The sequence below is a fragment of the Roseateles sp. GW823-FHT07B05 genome (assembly GCF_058794515.1).
Window position 1 is genome coordinate 97,223 of record NZ_JBXAGX010000004.1, and the last position, 18,754, is coordinate 115,976.

18 protein-coding genes are annotated in these 18,754 nt (G+C 70.3%); 17 read left to right on the forward strand and 1 reads right to left on the reverse strand.

The features are described from left to right. Positions 1-20: 20 nt before the first annotated feature. The 8 genes from AC1Q7O_RS10815 to AC1Q7O_RS10850 all read left to right on the forward strand — a co-directional run bounded on the left by AC1Q7O_RS10815 (position 21) and on the right by AC1Q7O_RS10850 (position 11,217). Positions 21-977 carry a DMT family transporter gene (locus AC1Q7O_RS10815; protein WP_492659415.1) on the forward strand — a complete coding sequence of 319 codons (957 nt, stop codon included), beginning with the start codon at positions 21-23 and terminating at the stop codon, positions 975-977. Positions 978-1,531: 554 nt separating this feature from the next. After that, complete coding sequence (locus AC1Q7O_RS10820; RefSeq protein WP_492659416.1) at positions 1,532-3,403, forward strand: phosphoenolpyruvate carboxykinase (GTP); 1,872 nt, start codon at positions 1,532-1,534, stop codon at positions 3,401-3,403. A 292-nt stretch (positions 3,404-3,695) separates the two neighbouring features. Next, the gene (locus AC1Q7O_RS10825; protein WP_492659417.1) at positions 3,696-6,206 is read left to right on the forward strand and encodes a TonB-dependent receptor; all 2,511 of its coding nucleotides are present in this window, start codon (positions 3,696-3,698) and stop codon (positions 6,204-6,206) included. Between the two features lie 335 nt (positions 6,207-6,541). Then, the gene (locus AC1Q7O_RS10830; RefSeq protein ID WP_492659418.1) at positions 6,542-7,795 is read left to right on the forward strand and encodes an MFS transporter; all 1,254 of its coding nucleotides are present in this window, start codon (positions 6,542-6,544) and stop codon (positions 7,793-7,795) included. Beyond that, positions 7,792-9,369, forward strand: a complete 1,578-nt coding sequence (gene treF / locus AC1Q7O_RS10835; protein ID WP_492659419.1) for an alpha,alpha-trehalase TreF — start codon at positions 7,792-7,794, stop codon at positions 9,367-9,369. Before AC1Q7O_RS10830 ends, treF begins: the two co-directional genes overlap by 4 nt. Before the next feature lie 58 nt (positions 9,370-9,427). Next, positions 9,428-10,111, forward strand: coding sequence for a CAAX prenyl protease-related protein (locus tag AC1Q7O_RS10840; protein WP_492659420.1), 684 nt, complete (start codon positions 9,428-9,430; stop codon positions 10,109-10,111). Between the two features lie 113 nt (positions 10,112-10,224). After that, complete coding sequence (locus AC1Q7O_RS10845) at positions 10,225-10,803, forward strand: DJ-1/PfpI family protein (protein ID WP_492659421.1); 579 nt, start codon at positions 10,225-10,227, stop codon at positions 10,801-10,803. Between the two features lie 39 nt (positions 10,804-10,842). Further along, the gene (locus AC1Q7O_RS10850; protein WP_394513763.1) at positions 10,843-11,217 is read left to right on the forward strand and encodes a ribbon-helix-helix domain-containing protein; all 375 of its coding nucleotides are present in this window, start codon (positions 10,843-10,845) and stop codon (positions 11,215-11,217) included. Between the two features lies 1 nt (position 11,218). Here AC1Q7O_RS10850 and AC1Q7O_RS10855 read toward each other — a convergent pair whose 3' ends face one another. After that, entirely contained in the window at positions 11,219-11,995 is a 777-nt protein-coding gene (locus tag AC1Q7O_RS10855; protein WP_492659422.1) for a helix-turn-helix domain-containing protein, read from the reverse strand. Between the two features lie 191 nt (positions 11,996-12,186). On the opposite strand from AC1Q7O_RS10855, the gene AC1Q7O_RS10860 reads away from it, so the two are divergent. Genes AC1Q7O_RS10860 through AC1Q7O_RS10900 form a run of 9 tightly spaced genes read left to right on the forward strand, consistent with a single transcriptional unit; the run spans position 12,187 to position 18,674 of the window. Next, positions 12,187-12,654, forward strand: a complete 468-nt coding sequence (locus AC1Q7O_RS10860) for a YiaA/YiaB family inner membrane protein (RefSeq protein ID WP_492659423.1) — start codon at positions 12,187-12,189, stop codon at positions 12,652-12,654. A 15-nt stretch (positions 12,655-12,669) separates the two neighbouring features. Next, positions 12,670-13,110, forward strand: a complete 441-nt coding sequence (locus AC1Q7O_RS10865; protein ID WP_492659424.1) for a hypothetical protein — start codon at positions 12,670-12,672, stop codon at positions 13,108-13,110. Further along, positions 13,107-13,883, forward strand: coding sequence for a DUF2145 domain-containing protein (locus AC1Q7O_RS10870; RefSeq protein ID WP_492659425.1), 777 nt, complete (start codon positions 13,107-13,109; stop codon positions 13,881-13,883). The genes AC1Q7O_RS10865 and AC1Q7O_RS10870 overlap by 4 nt, the downstream gene beginning before the upstream one ends. Beyond that, positions 13,880-15,766 (forward strand): MFS transporter, encoded by a 1,887-nt coding sequence (locus tag AC1Q7O_RS10875; protein WP_492659426.1) that lies wholly within the window; start codon positions 13,880-13,882, stop codon positions 15,764-15,766. Before AC1Q7O_RS10870 ends, AC1Q7O_RS10875 begins: the two co-directional genes overlap by 4 nt. Continuing rightward, a complete protein-coding gene (locus AC1Q7O_RS10880; RefSeq protein ID WP_492659427.1) occupies positions 15,763-15,999 on the forward strand; it encodes a hypothetical protein in 237 nt (78 codons plus the stop codon). Before AC1Q7O_RS10875 ends, AC1Q7O_RS10880 begins: the two co-directional genes overlap by 4 nt. Next, positions 15,996-16,259 carry a hypothetical protein gene (locus AC1Q7O_RS10885; RefSeq protein WP_492659428.1) on the forward strand — a complete coding sequence of 88 codons (264 nt, stop codon included), beginning with the start codon at positions 15,996-15,998 and terminating at the stop codon, positions 16,257-16,259. Before AC1Q7O_RS10880 ends, AC1Q7O_RS10885 begins: the two co-directional genes overlap by 4 nt. Further along, a complete protein-coding gene (locus tag AC1Q7O_RS10890) occupies positions 16,256-16,483 on the forward strand; it encodes a hypothetical protein (RefSeq protein ID WP_492659429.1) in 228 nt (75 codons plus the stop codon). Before AC1Q7O_RS10885 ends, AC1Q7O_RS10890 begins: the two co-directional genes overlap by 4 nt. Then, a complete protein-coding gene (locus AC1Q7O_RS10895; RefSeq protein ID WP_492659430.1) occupies positions 16,480-17,208 on the forward strand; it encodes a prolipoprotein diacylglyceryl transferase in 729 nt (242 codons plus the stop codon). Before AC1Q7O_RS10890 ends, AC1Q7O_RS10895 begins: the two co-directional genes overlap by 4 nt. Beyond that, positions 17,205-18,674 carry a radical SAM protein gene (locus tag AC1Q7O_RS10900; RefSeq protein WP_492659431.1) on the forward strand — a complete coding sequence of 490 codons (1,470 nt, stop codon included), beginning with the start codon at positions 17,205-17,207 and terminating at the stop codon, positions 18,672-18,674. The genes AC1Q7O_RS10895 and AC1Q7O_RS10900 overlap by 4 nt, the downstream gene beginning before the upstream one ends. Positions 18,675-18,754 lie beyond the last annotated feature (80 nt).

The window sequence follows — 18,754 nt, forward strand, 5'->3', positions numbered from 1 at the left end:
CCGGCGCGCACAGTGGCGCCATGCCCACCTCGCCCACCCCTGTCGACAGCCGCGCCGCCGCCGCGATGACGCTGCTGTGCCTGCTCTGGAGCCTGCAGCAGATCTCGCTGAAGGCCGTGGCTGCCGAGGCCAGCCCGATGCTGATGGTGGCACTGCGCTCAGGCATCGCGCTGGCACTGTTGGCCCTGCTGATGCGCCACCGTGGCGAGGCGCCGCAGCGCCGGCGCTGGAAGCCGGGGCTGCTGGCCGGCGCGCTGTTCGGCCTGGAGTACCTGCTGGTGGCCCAGGCGCTGCAGCTGACGCAGGCCTCGCACGTCGTCATCTTCCTGTACACGGCGCCGCTGTTCGCCGCGCTGGGCCTGCACCTCAGGCTGCCGGCCGAGCGGCTGGCGCCGCTGCAGTGGGTGGGCATCGCGCTGGCCTTCAGCGGCATCGCGGTGGCTTTCTTCGGCGGTCCCGGCGACGGCGCGCTGCGCGGCGACCTGCTGGCTCTGGCCGGCGGCGCCGCCTGGGGCGCAACGACGGTCACGCTGCGCTGCTCCAGCCTTGCTGCGGCGCCGGCCACCGAGACGCTGCTGTACCAGCTGCTGGGCGCCTTCGTGCTGCTGCTGCCGGCCGCGACGCTGACGGGGCAATTGCATTTCGAACCCACGGCGCAGGTGTGGGCGCATCTGGCCTTCCAGGCCCTGGTCGTGTCGTTCGCGAGCTTCCTGGCGTGGTGCTGGCTGCTGCGCCGCTACCTGGCTTCGCAGCTGGGCGTGTTCGCGTTCCTGACGCCGCTGTTCGGCGTGCTGCTGGGCATGGCGCTGCTGGGCGACGAGCCCACGCCCGGCTTCATCGCGGGCGGCGCCGGCGTGCTGGCCGGCATCGCCCTCGTCAACGGGCATGCCGGCGTTGCGCGGCGCGTGGCCGCGCTGCGCAACGCTAGCGCGTCCGGCTTCTCTGGCGGGGCTTCAGCGTCGGCACGGCGCCGCTGAGCGGGCTGGCCAACTGGCTGCGCAGCCGCTTCAGGTTGCGCCTGAGGACCGCTACCTCGGAGCGGGTCGGGAACGCCACCGGCTCGACGGGCGCGGCCTCGTCAATCTCAGCCAGCCGGGACCAATGAAAGCTGTGGGTCATGGTCACGTCCTCCGGGTGTGGCTGCCGTACCGTCATGAGCGGCGGGCCACACCGAAGTTGTAGGACGACTGCCCTCTCAAGGCAAGCGGGCGCGCCCCAGGAGGCTCACACCGACCGGACAGACAGCAGCCCGGCGGCCCACGCCCCCCCGGCCGCCACGTCAACGGCGGCGTTCGCGCCCGATAGTTGCATCGAGTTTCACGAAACTTCGCTCTGCCGCCAGCAGCACTTCGCGAATTTCGTGAGCGCAATCGCGCACCAGCATGGAGTTATTCCGGTTTTGCATGGGCCCACCCGTCTCGGTGGTTACGGCGTGATTACATTGGATTCCACAATCCTGCCCCCAGGCCCGTGTGCTTGGGCCAGCTCCGCCGGCTGCCCCAAACACATCCCCATGATTGGAGCTTTCCCCATGAACCAACCCGTGATGCAGGGCCTGCGCCTGAACCTGCCCGCCTACGTCAAGAACGCCAAGCTGATCGCCTGGGTCGCCGAGATCGCGGCGCTGACCGAGGCCGCCGACGTCTACTGGTGCGACGGCAGCACCGACGAGTACCAGCGCCTGTGCGACCAACTGGTGGCCGCCGGCACGTTCAAGAAGCTGAACCCCGCGCTGCGCCCGGGCAGCTTCCTGGCCACGTCGGACCCCAGCGACGTCGCCCGCGTGGAAGACCGCACCTTCATCTGCTCCGAGAAGAAGGATGACGCCGGCCCCACCAACAACTGGATGGCCCCGGCCGACATGCGCGCGCTGCTGCAGACCGGTGAGAACGCGCTGTTCAAGGGCTGCATGAAGGGCCGCACGCTGTACGTCGTGCCGTTCAGCATGGGCCCGCTGGGCAGCCCCATCGCCCACATCGGCGTGGAGCTGAGCGACAGCCCCTACGTGGCCGTCAACATGCGCACGATGACGCGCATGGGCCGCGCCGTCATCGAGTTGCTCGGCACCGATGGCGACTTCGTGCCCTGCGTGCACACCGTGGGCGCGCCACTGGAAGCCGGCCAGGCCGACGTGTCCTGGCCCTGCAACAAGACCAAGTACATCGTCCACTACCCCGAGACGCGCGAGATCTGGAGCTACGGCTCGGGCTACGGCGGCAACGCGCTGCTGGGCAAGAAGTGCTTCGCGCTGCGCATCGCGTCGACGATGGGCCGCGACCAGGGCTGGCTGGCCGAGCACATGCTGGTGCTGGGCGTCGAAAGCCCGTCGGGCAAGAAGTCGCACGTCGCCGCCGCTTTCCCCAGCGCCTGCGGCAAGACCAACTTCGCGATGCTGATCCCGCCGGCCGCGTTCAACGGCTGGAAGGTCACGACCATCGGCGACGACATCGCCTGGATCAAGCCGGGCGCCGACGGCCGCCTGTACGCCATCAACCCCGAGGCGGGTTACTTCGGCGTGGCGCCGGGCACCAACTCGCACACCAACCCCAACTGCATGGCCAGCCTGGCGCGCGACGTGATCTTCACGAACGTGGCGCTGACCGATGACGGCGACGTCTGGTGGGAAGGCATGACCGACACGCCGCCCGCCCACTGCATCGACTGGCAGGGCAAGGACTGGACGCCCGCGATCGCCAAGGAGACCGGCGCCAAGGCCGCACACCCCAACGCCCGCTTCACGGTGGCCGCCACCAACAACCCGGCGCTCGACGAGAACTGGGACAACCCCGCCGGTGTGGCCATCGACGCCTTCATCTTCGGCGGCCGCCGCTCGACGACCGTGCCGCTGGTAACCGAGGCACGCAACTGGACCGAAGGCGTCTACATGGCCGCCACGATGGGCAGCGAGACCACCGCCGCCGCCGCCGGCCAGCAGGGCGTGGTGCGCCGCGACCCGTTCGCGATGCTGCCGTTCATGGGCTACAACATGAGCGACTACTTCCAGCACTGGCTGGACCTGGGCGCCAAGCTCGAAGCCGCGGGCGCCAAGCTGCCGGCCATCTACTGCGTCAACTGGTTCCGCAAGGGCGCGGATGGCAAGTTCGTCTGGCCCGGCTACGGCGAGAACATGCGCGTGCTGAAGTGGATGCTGGACCGCCTGGAAGGCACCGGCGGCGGCCAGGAGCACGTGTTCGGCGTGACGCCGGGCTATGACGACCTGAACTGGCAAGGGCTGAACTTCACGCCGGCCCAATTCGAGGCCGTCACGCGCATCGACGCCGCCGAGTGGCAGGCCGAGATGAAGCTGCACGACGAGCTGTTCGCACAGCTGGCCCACCATCTGCCGGCCGCGCTGCCGGCCACCAAGGCCAGGATCGAGGCGAGCCTGGCCCAGCTCGGCTGACGCCCGGCCTCCCCCTCAAAGGGCGCCTTCGGGCGCCCTTTTTGCTGGCGGCGCGGCGGGCCGCCACCACCGGCCAGCGCTGTCATTCGGACCGCAATCGATGTCATCGATGTCAGTCGCTCGCCACACTGGTGTTTACCCAAATGACATCGATAACATTTGCCCGCAAAGTCCGCCCCATCGAAAGTCGGTGACGGCCGCGCCGGCTTTTGGGATGGGACGCGCTGGACGCGCCGCCGCCTGCGAGCGGACGGGTTCAGCGCTGCCACGACAACAACCAACGGAGACATCCATGCCCACCTCCCTCGCCGCGCCGCGCGCCGGCATCCGCTTTCGTCCCCAGCTGATCGCGCTGGCCGCTGCCGTGCTGTGCGGCGCCGCACTGGCCCAACAGACCGCCCCTGTCGCCCCCGCCGCGAAGGCCGCCGAGCCCTCCCCCGAGGTCAAGGAACTCGAGGCCGTCGTCGTCACCGGCACGGCGCGCCGCGAAGGCGTGCGCAAGCTGGAGGCCGGCTTCTCCATCACGACCGCCACGGAGGAACAGATCAAGGCCGCCGCGCCCACGAGCACGGCCGATATCCTGAAGACCGTGCCCGGCATCTTTGTCGAGACGTCCGGCGGCCAGGCCGGCGCCAACATCCGCGTGCGCGGCTTCCCGACACCCGGTGACGGCCCCTACTCGACGTTCCAGCTCAACGGCGCGCCGCTGTACCACCTGCCCACGCTGAGCTTCTTCGAGCACTCGCAGCTGTTCCGCCTGGACGACACCATCGAGCGCATGGAAGTGCTGCGCGGCGGCCCCAGCCCCGTGTTCGGCAGCGGCCAGCCGGGCGTGACGGTCAACTTCATCCAGAAGGACGGCCGCAACCCCGAGGCGGGCCTGCGCATCACCACCGGCTCAGGCAACCTCAAGCGCATCGACGGCGTCTATGCCGGCAAGCTCAGCGGCGACTGGAACGTCATGGTGGGCGGCTTCTGGCGCCAGAGCGACGGCGTGCGTGACACGCAGTTCCCGGCCGACGACGGCGGCCAGGCCAGCGTCGTGCTGAGCCGCAAGCTGGACAACGGCAGCCTGCAGCTCTACGCCCGCGCGCTGCGCGACCGCAACGCCTTCTTCACGGCCATCCCGGTGGTGGGCGGCGCCGATGGCAAGAGCGTGTCCAGCTACCCCGGCTTCAACGCCAGCAAGGACTACTTCTACGGCAACGAGCTGCGCAACATCGTGCTGGAGACGGGCCGCCTCGTGGGCAACACCGTCCAGCGCAGCACCGTCACCAAGGACCTGGCCGACGGCCGCGGTGCCGACGTGCAGACCTACGGCGCCAACCTCGACACCAAGCTCGGCGACTGGACGCTGACCAACAAGCTCAGCCACACCACCGGCGACACACCCACCTACGCGCTGTTCTCCGGCGCCAACCCGCAGACGCTGGCGAGCTACATCACGTCGCAGGTCACGGCGGCGAACGCCGATGCCGCCGTCGTCGCAGCGGCAGGCCGCGCGGCCACCACCGGCACGGCCACGTTCACCAACGGCGGCGGCGCCGTGGCGGGCACCACGCCGGTCATCGTCAACGGCATGTGGGTGGTGGACAAGGCGCTGCGCTCGACGAGCAACGAGACGCGCCTGTCCCGCGAGATCGCGCCGGGCAACAACCTCACTGTCGGCCTGTACCTCGCCGGCTACAGCTCGCACGACCAGTGGACGCTGGGCCAGGCGCAGCTGATGACGGTGCAGTCGCACGCCCGCCTCATCGACGTGGCGCTGGACAACGGCGTCAAGGTGTCACGCAACGGCTTCGTGCCGCCGCCGTTCTCGTTCAACCTGGACGCGAACTACAGCGGCAACACCCGCGCCTTCTTCATCGCCGACGAGTGGCAGCTGAACAAGGAGCTGCGCGTGGACCTGGGCGCACGCCGCGAGACGCAGCGCATCACCGGCACCATCGCCAACGTCAGCAGCGGCGACCTGGACAACGACCCGACCACGCTGCACAACAACAACCTGTCGTACTTCAACGGCACCAACACGCTGATCGACAGCAAACTCAGCCGCAGCTCGTTCACGGCCGGCGCCAACTACGCGTTCAGCCGCGAGTTCAGCGCGTTCGTGCGCGCCAACAAGGGCCACCGCCTGCCCGACTTCGACGTGCTGCGCGGCCGCGGCGCCAACGAGAGCCGCGACTCGGTGGAGGACATCACGCAGTACGAGATCGGCCTGAAGACCGCCACCAAGCTCTACAGCGCCTTCCTGACGGCCTACCAGAACCGCCTGACCAACTCGCAGACGCAGCAGTTCACCAACGCCGGCAACGTCGTGCTGCGCCCCAGCAGCAAGGCCACGGGCGTGGAGTTCGAGCTGGCGCTGCGCCCCGGCTACGGCTTCGAGGTCGCCGCAACGGGCAACTTCCAGGACGCCAAGTACCGCGACTTCCAGCAGTACAGCGGCAACCGCGTCGAGCGCGCGCCCAAGTTCCAGGCCCGCCTCACGCCCAGCTGGCAGACGCAGACGGACCTGGGCCAGTTCCGCGCGTTCGCGACGTTCAGCCACGTGGGCGAGCGCTTCGCCGACCAGACCAACACGCTGAAGCTGCCGAAGTACCGGACGGTCGACGCCGGTGCGGTATTCACGATGGACAACGGGCTGGAGGTGCGGCTGACCGGCACCAACCTGACCAACAAGATCGGCCTGACGGAGGGCAACTTCCGCGTGCCGGGCCAGGGCGTGGGGCAGGACGGCGTGTTCCTGGCGCGGCCGTTGTTCGGGCGGGCCTACGAGCTGTCGGTGGGCTTCCAGTTCTGAGCGCCCATGAACCCGCTGCCAAGCCCGAAAGCCGCCTGGCAGCGGCTGTTCATTCACTCCCCCTTTGAGCCCGCCGAGCAGCGCAAGGCCTTGAGGGCGCGTGCGCAGCACGCTTCAACAACTGACACCGCGCAGCTGTTTGAGCGCAGCGTAGCGAAGCGAGTTTTGCGCGGGCCCTCAAGGCCTGAGCAGCGCAGGACAGCCCGCTGCGAAGCAAAGGGCCGGGCGGATCGGGGGCGACTTTTTGCCTTCTTTTTGGTCGCTCAAAAAGAAGGTCGCCCGCCGGGGCGACGTCCCGGCATGGGCCTCCCGCGCCAAGCCGCCCCCTCACACTCATGACCCACTCCCTCACCGCCGAGACGACGATGAAGCCCACCGGCACCTTGCGCATCCGCCTCGCCATCATCCTCACCTACATGCTGTTCGGCGCCCTGCTGAACAGCGTCGGTGCCGTGAACCTGCTCGTCGTGCAGACCCTGGGCGTCGCCCGCGCCGATGCCGCCCTGCTGGACGCGTGGAAGGACCTCCCCATCGCCATCACGTCCTTCCTCGTCGCGTCGCTGCTGCCCCGGCTGGGCCTGAAGACCTCCATGCTGCTGGCCCTCGCCGCCGTCGGCGCGACGTGCCTGGCCATGCCGGTGCTGTCCGCCTTCTGGGCCATCAAGCTGCTGTTCTGCACGCTGGGCGCCGGCTTCGCGCTCGTGAAGGTGTCGGCCTACTCCATGATCGGCCTCGTCACGCACGACCGCGCCGGCCACGCGCGCTTCACGAACCTGCTGGAAGGCCTGTTCATGGTCGGCGTGCTGGGCGGCTTCCTGCTGTTCAGCCAGGCGGCACACGCCGACGGCACCGGCTGGCTGCAGGTCTACCCGCTGCTCGCGGCCATCGCCGCCGGCGCGTTCGTGCTGCTGCTCGTCAGCCCGCTGGACGAAGGCCCCATCCAGTCACCCGGCACCACGCTGCGAGACGACCTCACCGCGATGGCGCCGCTGCTGCACATGGCGCTCGTCGTCGTGTTCCTGCTGTCGGCCTTCCTGTACGTACTCATCGAGCAGGGCATCTCGACCTGGCTGCCCAGCTTCAACAACGAGGTGCTGCACCTGCCCACCGCCATGAGCGTGGGCCTGGCCGTCATCATGCCGGCCACCACGGCGCTGGGGCGCCTCACCAGCGCCGCCGTCATCGGCCGGCTGGGCTGGTTCGCCGTGGTCATCGGCTGCCTCGTGGGCATCGCCGCGCTCATCCTCGTCACGCTGCCGCTGGCGCGCCACGTTGCGCCGCTGGGCGCCGACGTCGGCTGGTTCAACGCGCCGCCCGCGGCCTACCTGCTGCCGCTGACGGGCCTGCTGCTGGCGCCCATCTACCCGGCCATCAACTCCGCCATGCTCAGCGCGCTGCCGCAGCGCCAGCACGCGGCCATGACCGGCCTCATCGTCGTGTTCTCGGCGCTGGGCGGCACGCTCGGCAGCTTCATCACCGGCCGCCTGTTCGTCGCGTTCGACGGCCTCACCGCCTTCGGCCTGCTCCTCGTTCCCACCGCCGCCCTCGCGCTCGCGCTGACGCGCCTGCGCCGGCATCTCGCCCCATGACCTCCTCCTCCCCGCGCCCCGGCGACCTGTTCGCCGCTGCGCCCCTCCATGCCACCGTCACACAAAGCGCCGCGGCCACGCCCCACGAGTTGTACGGCGAGCTGTTCGTCGCCGTGCAGATGGGCCGCGTGTTCGGCGACGGCAAGAGCTTTGTCGATGCCCGGCCGCGCACGTCGCCGGCGCTGATCCGCGCCCGCTTCGACGCCGAACACCGCCTGCCCGGCTTCTCGCTGGCCGACTTCGTCCATGCCCACTTCGTGCTGCCCGGCCACGACGCCGTCAGCGGCCCGCAGCTGGGCATCCGCGAGCACATCCGCGCGCTATGGCCGCTGCTGGTGCGCGAGCACACACAGGCGCAGCAGGGTGACAGCCTGCTGCCGCTGCCCCACCCCTACGTGGTGCCCGGCGGGCGCTTCCGCGAGCTGTACTACTGGGACAGCTACTTCACGATGCTGGGCCTGGTGGCCGACGGCCGGCGCGACCTGGCCGAGGACATGCTCGCCAACTTCGCGCACCTGATCGCCCGGCACGGATTCGTGCCCAACGCCAGCCGCAGCTACATGCTGAGCCGCTCGCAGCCGCCGTTCTTCTTCAAGATGGTGGAACTGCTGCACGCCGACGACCCGGCCGCCGGCTTCGCGGCGCACCTCGCCTCGCTGCGCGCCGAGCACGCGTTCTGGATGGCCGGCGAGGCCACGCTGGCGCCGGGGCAGGCGCATCGCCGCGTCGTGCGGCTGGCCGACGGCGCGCTGCTGAACCGCTACTGGGACGACCGCTGCACGCCGCGCGAGGAAAGCTGGCGCGAGGACGTCGAGACGGCCGAGGCCAGCGGTCGGCCGCACGAGCAGGTCTGGCGCGACCTGCGCGCCGGCGCCGAAAGCGGCTGGGACTTCTCCGGCCGCTGGTGCGCCGATCCGGCCGACATCGCCACCATCGAGACCACGGCGCTCGCGCCGGTGGACCTCAACGCGCTGCTGGCCGGGCTGGAGAGCGCCATCGCACTGGGCGCCGCGCGCGCCGGTGACACGGCAACGGCCCAGGCCTTCGACGCCCGCGCCACCACGCGCCGCCAGCTGCTGCAGACGCGCTTCTGGCGTGCCGACGTGGGGCCAGGTCACTATGCCGACCTGAACTGGCGCGATGCCGCCGACCCACGCCCGCTGACCGCCGCCGCGCTGGTGCCGCTGTACATGGGCCTGGCCACGCCGGCGCAGGCCGACGCGATGGCTGCGCAGGTGCGGCGCAACCTGCTGGGCGCCAACGGCCTGCTGACGACGGCGCTGGCCACCGGCCAGCAGTGGGACGCCCCCAACGGCTGGGCGCCGCTGCAGTGGATGGCCGCGCAAGGCCTGGCACGCCACGGGCACGGCGACCTGGGCCGTGACATCGCCACGCGCTGGTGCGCCAGCGTGCACCGTGTCTATCTCGCCACCGGCCGGCTGCTGGAGAAGTACGACGTCGCCGAGGACCGCCCCGGCGGCGGCGGCGAGTACGAGACGCAGGACGGCTTCGGCTGGACCAACGGCGTGTTCGTCGCATTCAAGGACGGGCTACTGAAAGCCTCCGCCCCCTGAGACTTGGGGGCACTGGCACCTCAAGCTGTCATTGCCCCGGGCTAAGCTGGGCCTCGACATGCCTGCCGACACCCCCGCCCTCAGCCCCGCCGCCCTCGCCCGCTGCATCCCGTTCGTGGTCTTCATGGTGCTGCTGGCGCTGCGGGGCTACCTGCCCGACACGCTGGGCCTCGACACCCGCTGGATCTACGGCGGCCAGGCGCTCATCGTTGCCGGCCTGCTGGCGTACTACTGGCGCAGCTACGGCGAGCTGGTGCGGCAGAACCTGCCAGACGCGCGCGAGACCGGCTGGGCCGTCGTCGTCGGCATCGCCGTGTTCGCGCTGTGGGTGCAGCTGGACGCGCCGTGGATGCAGCTGGGCAGCGCCACCGCCAGCTTCGTGCCGCTGGACGCCGACGGCCAGCTCATCTGGCCGCTGATCGCGCTGCGGCTGATCGGCGCGGCGCTGGTGGTGCCGGTCATGGAGGAGCTGTTCTGGCGCAGCTTCCTGATGCGCTGGGTGCAGAACCCGGCCTTCGAGCGCGTGGACCCGCAGACCGTGGGCATCAAGGCCATCGTGCTGTCCACCTTCGTCTTCACGCTCGCCCACACGCTGTGGCTGGCCGCCATCGTCGCCGGCCTGGCCTACGCCTGGCTGTACCGCCGCACCGGCAAGCTGTGGACGGCCGTCATCGCGCACGCGGTGACGAACGCGATGCTGGGCGTGTGGGTCATCCGCACCGGACGCTGGGAGTTTTGGTAACGCGCCGGTCGGGGTCACAGCGGGCTGCTACCTGCCGCGCCGCCATCGTTCGAACAATCGCCTCACGGCACCGGCTCCAGGCGGAGCGGGCCGGCTCAAGACTGGAGACGACGATGACGCGCAAGATCCTGATGCTCTGCGGCGACTACGCGGAAGACTACGAAACCATGGTGCCCTTCCAGGCCCTGCAGGCTGTGGGCCACACGGTGCACGCCGTGGCGCCGGACAAGCGCGCCGGCGACTGGGTGCACACCGCAATCCACGACTTCGAAGGCGCCCAGACCTACAGCGAGAAGCCCGGCCACCGCTTCACGCTGAATGCCAGCTTCGACGACGTGAACCCGGCGGCCTACGACGCGCTGGTCATCCCCGGCGGCCGGGCGCCCGAGTACCTGCGCATGAACAGCGCGGTCGTCGACATCGTCAAGCACTTCCTGGCCGCAGACAAGCCGGTGGCCGCCGTCTGCCACGGCGCGCAGCTGCTGGCGGCCACCGGCCTGCTGAAGGGCCGCCGGGTGTCCGCCTACCCGGCCTGCCAGGTGGAAGTGGAGCTGGCCGGCGCCGAGTACGTCGGCATCCCGGTCGACCAGGCCGTGACGGACCGCAACCTCGTCAGCGCCCCGGCCTGGCCCGCGCACCCGGCCTGGATCGCGCAGTTCCTGCAGGTGCTGGGCACGCGCATCACGCACTGAGCGTCTAGAGTTGGGGGCTGCCTTCCCAGGAGACGACGCATGTGCGAGGTGTTCATCAGCGCCGACCCGCAGAGCTACGACAGCCGCACGCGCTCGGTGCGGCTGCACGGCGTCGTCACCAGCATCCGGCTGGAGAACCTGTTCTGGCAGGTGCTGGAGGAGATCGCCGGCCGCGACGGCCTGGGCGTGGCGCAGCTGATCGAGAAGCTCTACGACGAACTCGTGATCGCCCGCGGCGAGGTGGGCAACTTCGCGTCCTTCCTGCGCGTCAGCGCGCTGCGCTACGAGGCCTTGCTCGCGCAGGGGCGCATCCCGGCCGACCGCAGCATCCCGCTGCGCACGCTGGACGCGCCCACCGTGCTGCGCGACCTGCACACGGGCTGGGGCGGCACGCCGCGCGGCCTGACGAACTGACTCAGCGGGCGCGCGAACCGGGCGACCGGGCCAGCCCCAGGCCCGGCCGCTCCAGGTCGCGGAAGGCCTCGAACACCCACGACCGCAGCCCGATGACGACGCTGTAGGGCCGCTTCTCGGCCGATGGCAGCTTCTGGTCCAGCAGGTGCTGGCGGGCGAAGTCGTCCGCCGCGCGCTGCAGCCGCTCGGCCAGCTCGCGCGCATGGCCGGCGCCGAACTCGCCGTGCACCAGCGTCAGCAGCTCGCCGTCACCGTCGAAGCCGCCGGCGAAGAAGTCGGCCATCACGCGCTCGCGGAAGAACGTCATCACCGGCCCCTGCGGCCGCCAGCGCAGCGTCTTGGCGACCTTGAGCCGGTAGCGGTTGTGGGCCCGCAGCTCGATGACACCCAGCCGGTCCAGCTTCACCAGCGCGGCCACGGCGTCCGCCTCGCTGAGCCGGTAGCGGGCCAGCACATCCTCCAGCGCCCACAGGCTCAGACAGCAGATGGCCACCAGCAGCAGCTTGGGGTCGGCCACGACGGCCTTCTCCTGCTCCAGGCTCAGCTCGCGCTGCGTGGGCGCCTGCGCGGCCATGCGCGCGGCCAGCTCGGCGAACTCCAGCTTCAGCACGCGGCAGATCTCGTCCACGCGCGACAGCGGCATCTCCCCGCCCGGCGCCAGCATGCGCTTCACGCTGGACTCCGACAGCGCCAGCTCCCGCGCCAGCTCGGCGTAGCTCAGGCCCTGGCTCTTCAACTCGGCCTTGATGAGGGCCACGAGGGATTGGGTGCTCGACATGGGCGCGAACGGTAGCGCATGGCGCGCCCTGCGCACGACATCCGCGCCGCCGGACCGCGGTTTTCGGCCTCGCGGTGTCACAAAACGCTACCGGACGTCGCTCGCCGCGCGCCTCGGAACTATTCCCGAGGGCAGCATCCCCGGCTTCGCGCAAGATCGCGGCCATTCCAGAACACAGGGAGTCCCCCAGCATGTCCTCTTCCCCCTTCATCCGCCGTGACACCAGCGCCTGGCGCCTGCAGGTCTGGGTGTCCTTCGGCCTCAGCGTCATGCTGTGCGGCTCGGGCCTGGCCTGGCTGCCGGGGCAGGACCTGGACCGTGCGTTCATGGTGATGGGCTATGTGTTCTGCCTGTCCACGGCGTTCGCGCTGGCCAAGTTCATCCGCGACAACCAGGACCGCGCCGTCGACACGCCCATGTGGCGCCTCGTCGTCTGGACCGGCTTCGCGCTGGCCATGGGCCTGACGGGCTGGGGCCTGTGGCGCATGGAGATCCAGCCGGTGTGGAAGGCCTACCTGGGCGTGTGCTGGCTGTACCTGATCTCCAACGTCTTCACACTGGCCAAGATGCTGCGCGACGCGCACGAGGCCGACCTGCTCGAAGCCCGCATGCAGGGCCGCCGCGAGGCCGCCATGCCCACCGACGGCCAAGCCCAGTAACCCCGGGAGCCCCTCATGAAGCACCTGTTCGCCCTCACCAGCCTGTGCCTGACCCTGAGCCAGCCGGCGCTGGCCCACACCAGCCCGTCCGAAGCCAGCGCGGCGCTGTCGCTGGCCCCCGTGGTGCTGTCGGTCGGCGTGGTCAGCGCCACCGGCGTGGCGCTCAGCGCGCTGCCGGTGGGCATCCTGTCGGCCGGTGTGACGCTGGTGGTCGTCAGCGTCGAGGTCGTGGGTGGCGCCACGGTCTGGGTGCTGGAGCGCGCGTCCGACGGCGCCCGCATCAGCATCAAGGCCTCGGGCAAGCTGGCCGAGGGCGTCGTCGTGTCCACCGGCGCGGCGGTCACGGTGTCGGTCATCGGCGCGGGCACCGTGCTGTCGGTGGCCGGCGAGGTCATCGCCTTCATCCCCAACGAGATCGGCAAGGCGCTGCTGTACAACGAGCAGGTCACCCGTTGAAGCCCGCCCTGGTGCTGGCGGCGCTGGTCGTCGCCACGGCCGCGCACGCCGGCCGGCCCTGCGAGGAGAAGCAGCCCACGGTCCGCCAGATCGAGCAGGGCCTGAACCTGGCCCAGGCCACGGCGCGGCAGCTGGACGCCAGCGGCGCGCAGGTCGTCATCCTGGCGCGGGCCGGGCAGGACCTGTCCAAGTACGGCCTGCAGTGGTCGCACCTGGGCTTCGTCTACAAGGACCCGCAGGCCGGCGTCTGGCGCGTCGCACACAAGCTCAACCAGTGCGGCACCGACCACGCGGCGCTGTACCGCCAAGGCCTGGGCGAGTTCTTCCTTGACCGCCCGCACCGCTACGACGCCGCCTTCGTCGTGCTCAAGCCCGAGCTGCAGCAGGCGCTGCTGCAGGTGCTGCCGCAGAACGCCTTCATCGCGCGCTTCAACGAGCGCCGCTACAGCATGGTGGCCTACGCGTTCGGCACCACCTACCAGCAGAGCAACCAGTGGGTGCTGGAGACACTGGCCGGCTCGGCCGCGCCGGGCATCAACAACCGCCGCGACGCGCAGGCCTGGCTGAAGGCCCAGGGCTACCAGCCCACCGACCTGCACCTGTCCACGATGACACGGCTGGGTGGCCGGCTCACCAAGGCCAACATCGCTTTCGACGATCATCCGAGTGCCCGCCGCTTCAGCAGCCACATCGACACGGTCACCGTCGACTCGATGTTCGCCTGGCTGCCGCGTGCCAATCTTTCGGAACCTCCGCAGCTGGTCAAGCAATGAGCCAAGAGCATCCCAATCAGTTCGCCCTGCTGGGCCAGCGCCGCTTCGCGCCCTTCTTCTGGACGCAGTTCCTCGGCGCCGCGAACGACAACGTCTTCAAGTTCGCGTTCACGCTGATGGTGACCTACCAGCTGCAGCTGGACTGGCTGCCGCCCAGCATGGCGGGCCTCGTCATCGGTGCGCTGTTCATCCTGCCCTACGTGCTGTTCTCGGCCACCAGCGGCCAGCTGGCCGACAAGCACGACAAGGCGCGGCTGATGCAGCTCGTGAAGAGCCTGGAGATCGCCATCATGGCCATCGCCGCTTGGGGCTTCTACGCGGCCAACGTGCCCGCGCTGCTGGGCTGCGTGTTCCTGATGGGCCTGCACTCCACGCTGTTCGGCCCGGTCAAGTACGCCTACATGCCGCAGCAGCTCAGCGAGCGCGAGCTGACCGGCGGCAACGGCATGGTGGAGATGGGCACCTTCGTGGCCATCCTGCTGGGCCAGCTGGCCGGCGGCATCCTCGTCGACACACCCGTCGTCGGCCCGCAGCATGTGGCCTGGGCCTGCCTGGCGCTGGCGGTGCTGGGCCGCGCGACGGCGCAGGCCATCCCCGCCAGCCCGTCCACCGACCCCCACCTCGTCATCAACTGGAACCCCTTCACCGAGACCTGGCGCAACCTCAAGCTGGCGCACGAAGGCCTGGCGGTGTTCCGCTCGCTGCTGGGCATCTCGTGGATGTGGTTCTTCGGCGCCGTGTTCCTCAGCAACTTCCCGGCCTTCGCGAAGGAAGTGCTGCACGGCAGCCCGCAGGTGGCGTCGCTGCTGCTGGCGGTGTTCTCCATCGGCATCGGCATCGGCTCGCTGCTGTGCGAGATGCTGTCCAAGCGCCACGTCGAGATCGGCCTGGTGCCGCTGGGCGCCATCGGCATGAGCATCTTCGCCATCGACCTGTACTTCGCGTCCACCGGCCTGCCGGCCAGCGCGCCGTACACGGTGAGCGCCTTCCTGGCCGTGCATGCGCACTGGCGCGTGCTGGCCGACCTGACACTGCTGGCGCTGTTCGCCGGCCTGTACAGCGTGCCCATGTACGCGCTGATCCAGCTGCGCGCGCAGCCCACGCACCGCGCCCGCATCATCGCGGCCAACAACATCCTGAACGCGCTGTTCATGATCGCCAGCTCCGTCATCGCCGGCGCGCTGCTGGGCGCGGGCCTGACCATCCCGCAGGTGTTCCTGGCCGTGGGCCTGGCCAACGCGGTCGTCGGCATCTACATCTTCCTCATCGTGCCGGAGTACCTGCTGCGCTTCGCGGCCTTCGTGCTCACCAGGCTGATCTACCGCTTTCGCATCGTCAATGACGAGCGCATCCCCACCACCGGCCCGGCCGTGCTGGTGTGCAACCACGTCAGCTTCGTCGACGCCGTGCTGCTGATGGCCGCCAGCCCGCGGCCCATCCGCTTCCTGATGGACCACCAGATCTTCAAGATCCCCGTGCTGGGCTGGATGTTCAAGCTGGCCAAGGCCATTCCCATCGCGCCGGCCAAGGCCGACCCGGCCACGTATGAAGCCGCCTTCGCCGCCGCCCGCGCGGTGCTGGCCGACGGCGAGATGGTCTGCATCTTTCCCGAGGGCGGCATCACGCGCGACGGCGAGCTGCAGCCGTTCAAGGGCGGCGTCATGAAGCTCATCGACGGCCTGACCGACGTGCCCGTCATCCCGATGGCGCTGGGCAACCTGTGGGGCAGCTTCTTCTCGCGCGTCGAGGGCGGCAAGGCGATGGTGAAGCCGCTGCGGCGCGGGCTCTGGAGCCCCATCAGCCTGACGGTGGACGCGCCGATGAAGCCGGCCGACGTGACGCCCGACGTGCTGCGCGCACGCGTCGCGGGCCTGCTGGCATGAACCCGCTGGCACGCGGCCTGCTGACCGCCGTGCTCGGCGCCGGCGCGCTGAGCTTCCTGGCCATCAGCGCTTGCGCCGGCTACGTCACGCTGATGGTGCTGGACATGCCGGGCCGGCCCTTCCTGGTGCTGGCACTGCCCTGCCTGGTGGGCGGCTTCGCCCTCGCCTGGTGCTGCGCGTTCCTGATCAGCCGCCTGCCGGACGGACCGCGGCCGCCAAAGGACTTCTCATGACCGACAACACCGACTCCAAGTTCTGGCGCTTCCTGGCCATCGCGCTGCTGGCCGCGGCCACGCTGGGCTTCGGCCTGGCCGGGCTGTGCGGCGCGGCGTTCACGCTGATGGCACTGCCCGACGTCCTGTCCAGCCGGTCCGGCAGCTACGCCGGCGCGGCGCTGGTCATCGCCGTTCCCAGCCTGCTGATCGGTGGCGCGCTCGCGTGGTGGTGCGGGCGGCTCCTGCGTCGCGCCTGGCTGCGGCGCACACGTCCATGAGCGACGGGCTCGCACGCGCCTGGCGCTTCATCACGGCTTGCCTGCTCGTCGTGGCCACGCTGGGGTTCGGGCTGGTGGGGCTGTGCGGCGGCGTGTTCACGGTGATTTCCGCCACCGTCAAGCCTGCCTTTCTGGGCATCGCCCTGCCGTCGCTGCTGATCGGCGGCGGACTGGCCTGCCTGTGCGCGTGGCTGCTGCTGCGCTCGCCGCGCGAAGACGCTTGATCGCCAGCGCCACCGTCGCCGCGTGGGCGCACACCGCCTTTGCCTGGGCCGGCATGGCGCTGGGCGCGGCGATGTGGCGCCGCACGCTGAAGGGCCAGCAGCGCGGCGGCGCGCTGGCGCCAGGGAACTTCGGCGTGCTGGTGGGGCTGCTGATCGGCGCCGCGCTGGGCAACAAACTCGTCTTCCTCATCGAGCGGCCGGACATCGCACGAGCACTCTGGGAGAGCCGCTCACTGGCCTGGCCGGGCCAGAGCATCGTCGGCGGCCTGCTGGGCGGGCTCATCGGCGTGGAGATCGCCAAGCAGCTCACCGGCCAGACCCGCAGCACCGGCGACGCGATGGTGTGGCCCATCGCGGTGGGCTTGGGCCTGGGCCGTGTCGGCTGCTTCCTCGCCGGCCTGCATGACGACACCTACGGCCTGCCCACCGCCCTGCCCTGGGGCGTGGACTTCGGCGACGGCACGCCACGCCACCCGACGCAGCTGTACGAGATCGCCGTCGTGCTGCCGTTGGGCTGGGCGTTGCGCGGCGCCCGCTTCGCCACGCCGGGCCTCGCGTTCAAGCTGTTCCTCGCCGGCTACCTGCTGTGGCGCTTCGCCATCGAGTTCCTGAAGCCCGTGCCCGTGGCGTACCCGCTGGGCCTGTCGGGCATCCAGTGGACCTGCCTGGTCGCGCTGGCCGTCTACCTGCCCCTCACGCTGCGCGCCGCGCGCCGAACCGCATGACCCGCAAAGTCCGCCCCTACCTGTTCTACGACACGACACAGTCGGTCTGCACGACCTGCCTGCGGCCCTGCGAGGCCAAGATCGTCATCAAGGACGAGCAGGTCTACATGGACAAGTGGTGCCCCGCGCACGGCACCGAGCGCGTGCTCGTCAGCGACGACGCCGACTACTACCGTCTGTGCCGCGAGGTCTACGTGAAGCCGCCGGAGATGCCGCAGCGCTTCGCGACGCCCATGCACTACGGCTGCCCCTACGACTGCGGCCTGTGCCCTGACCACATGCAGCACAGCTGCCTGTCCATCGTCGAGATCAGCGACCACTGCAACCTGCGCTGCCCCACCTGCTACGCGGCCTCGGGGCCGGAGCGGCTGACGCACCGGTCCCTCGCCGAGGTCATCGCGATGCTGGACGCCATCGTCGCCAGCGAGGGCGAGGCCGACGTCGTGCAGCTCTCGGGTGGCGAGCCGACGCTGCACCCGCAGTTCTTTGACATCCTGGACGCGGCCAAGGCCCGGCCCATCAAGCACCTGATGGTCAACACCAACGGGCTGCGCATCGCGCAGGACGCGGCCTTTGCCGAGCGGCTGGCCAGCTACGCGCCGGGGCTGGAGGTCTACCTGCAGTTCGACTCCCTCAAGCGCGACGCGCTGATGGACCTGCGCGGCGCCGACCTGCGCCGCCCGCACGACGAGGCGCTGGCGCGGCTGGAGGCACTGGGGCTGTCCACCACGCTGGTGATGACGGTCAAGCGCGGCGTCAACGACGACGAGATCGGCGACGTGATCCGCCACGGGCAGTCGTTCTCCTGCGTGCGCGGCGTGACGCTGCAGCCCATCCAGAACGCCGGCCGCGTGGAGGCCTACGACGCGGCGAAGCATCGGCTCACCGTCAGCGAGCTGCGCCGCCGCATCGCCGAGCAATCCGGCGTGTTCACCACCGCCGACGTGCTGCCCGTGCCGTGCAACCCCGACACGCTGGCGATGGCCTACGCCATCCGTGGCGAGAGCGGGCTGGTGCCGCTGACCCGCTACCTGGACGCCCAGACGCTGCTGGCCGGCGAGCGCAGCACCATCGTCTTCGAGGGCGACCCGGCGCTGAAGGCGGCCGTGTTCAAGCTGTTCTCCACCAACCACTCGCCCGAGAGCGGCGCCAGCTGCCTGTCGGAGCTGCTGTGCTGCCTGCCACGCGTCGACGCGCCGCAGCTCAGTTACCGCGACGTGTTCCGCGTGCTGATCGTGCAGTTCATGGACGCGCAGTCGCTGGACATCCGCGCGCTGAAGAAGAGCTGCATCCACATCGCGCGCCCGGACGGCCGGCTGATCCCGTTCGAGGCCTACAACCTGTTCTATCGCGACGAGCGGCAGCAGCAGCTCGCTGCCATCCGCGCCGAGATCGACCAGGGCCGCGCCTGGCGCGCCGGCACGGCCCTGCCAGCACCCGCCCCCGTGCGCGTGACCGTGGGCTGAGCGCCACGGCGCAGCGGACAAGTTCACGGCCGCAGCGCCGGGGCGGGCGCGTTGCGGTGGGCAAGCCGGGCCGCGGTGCC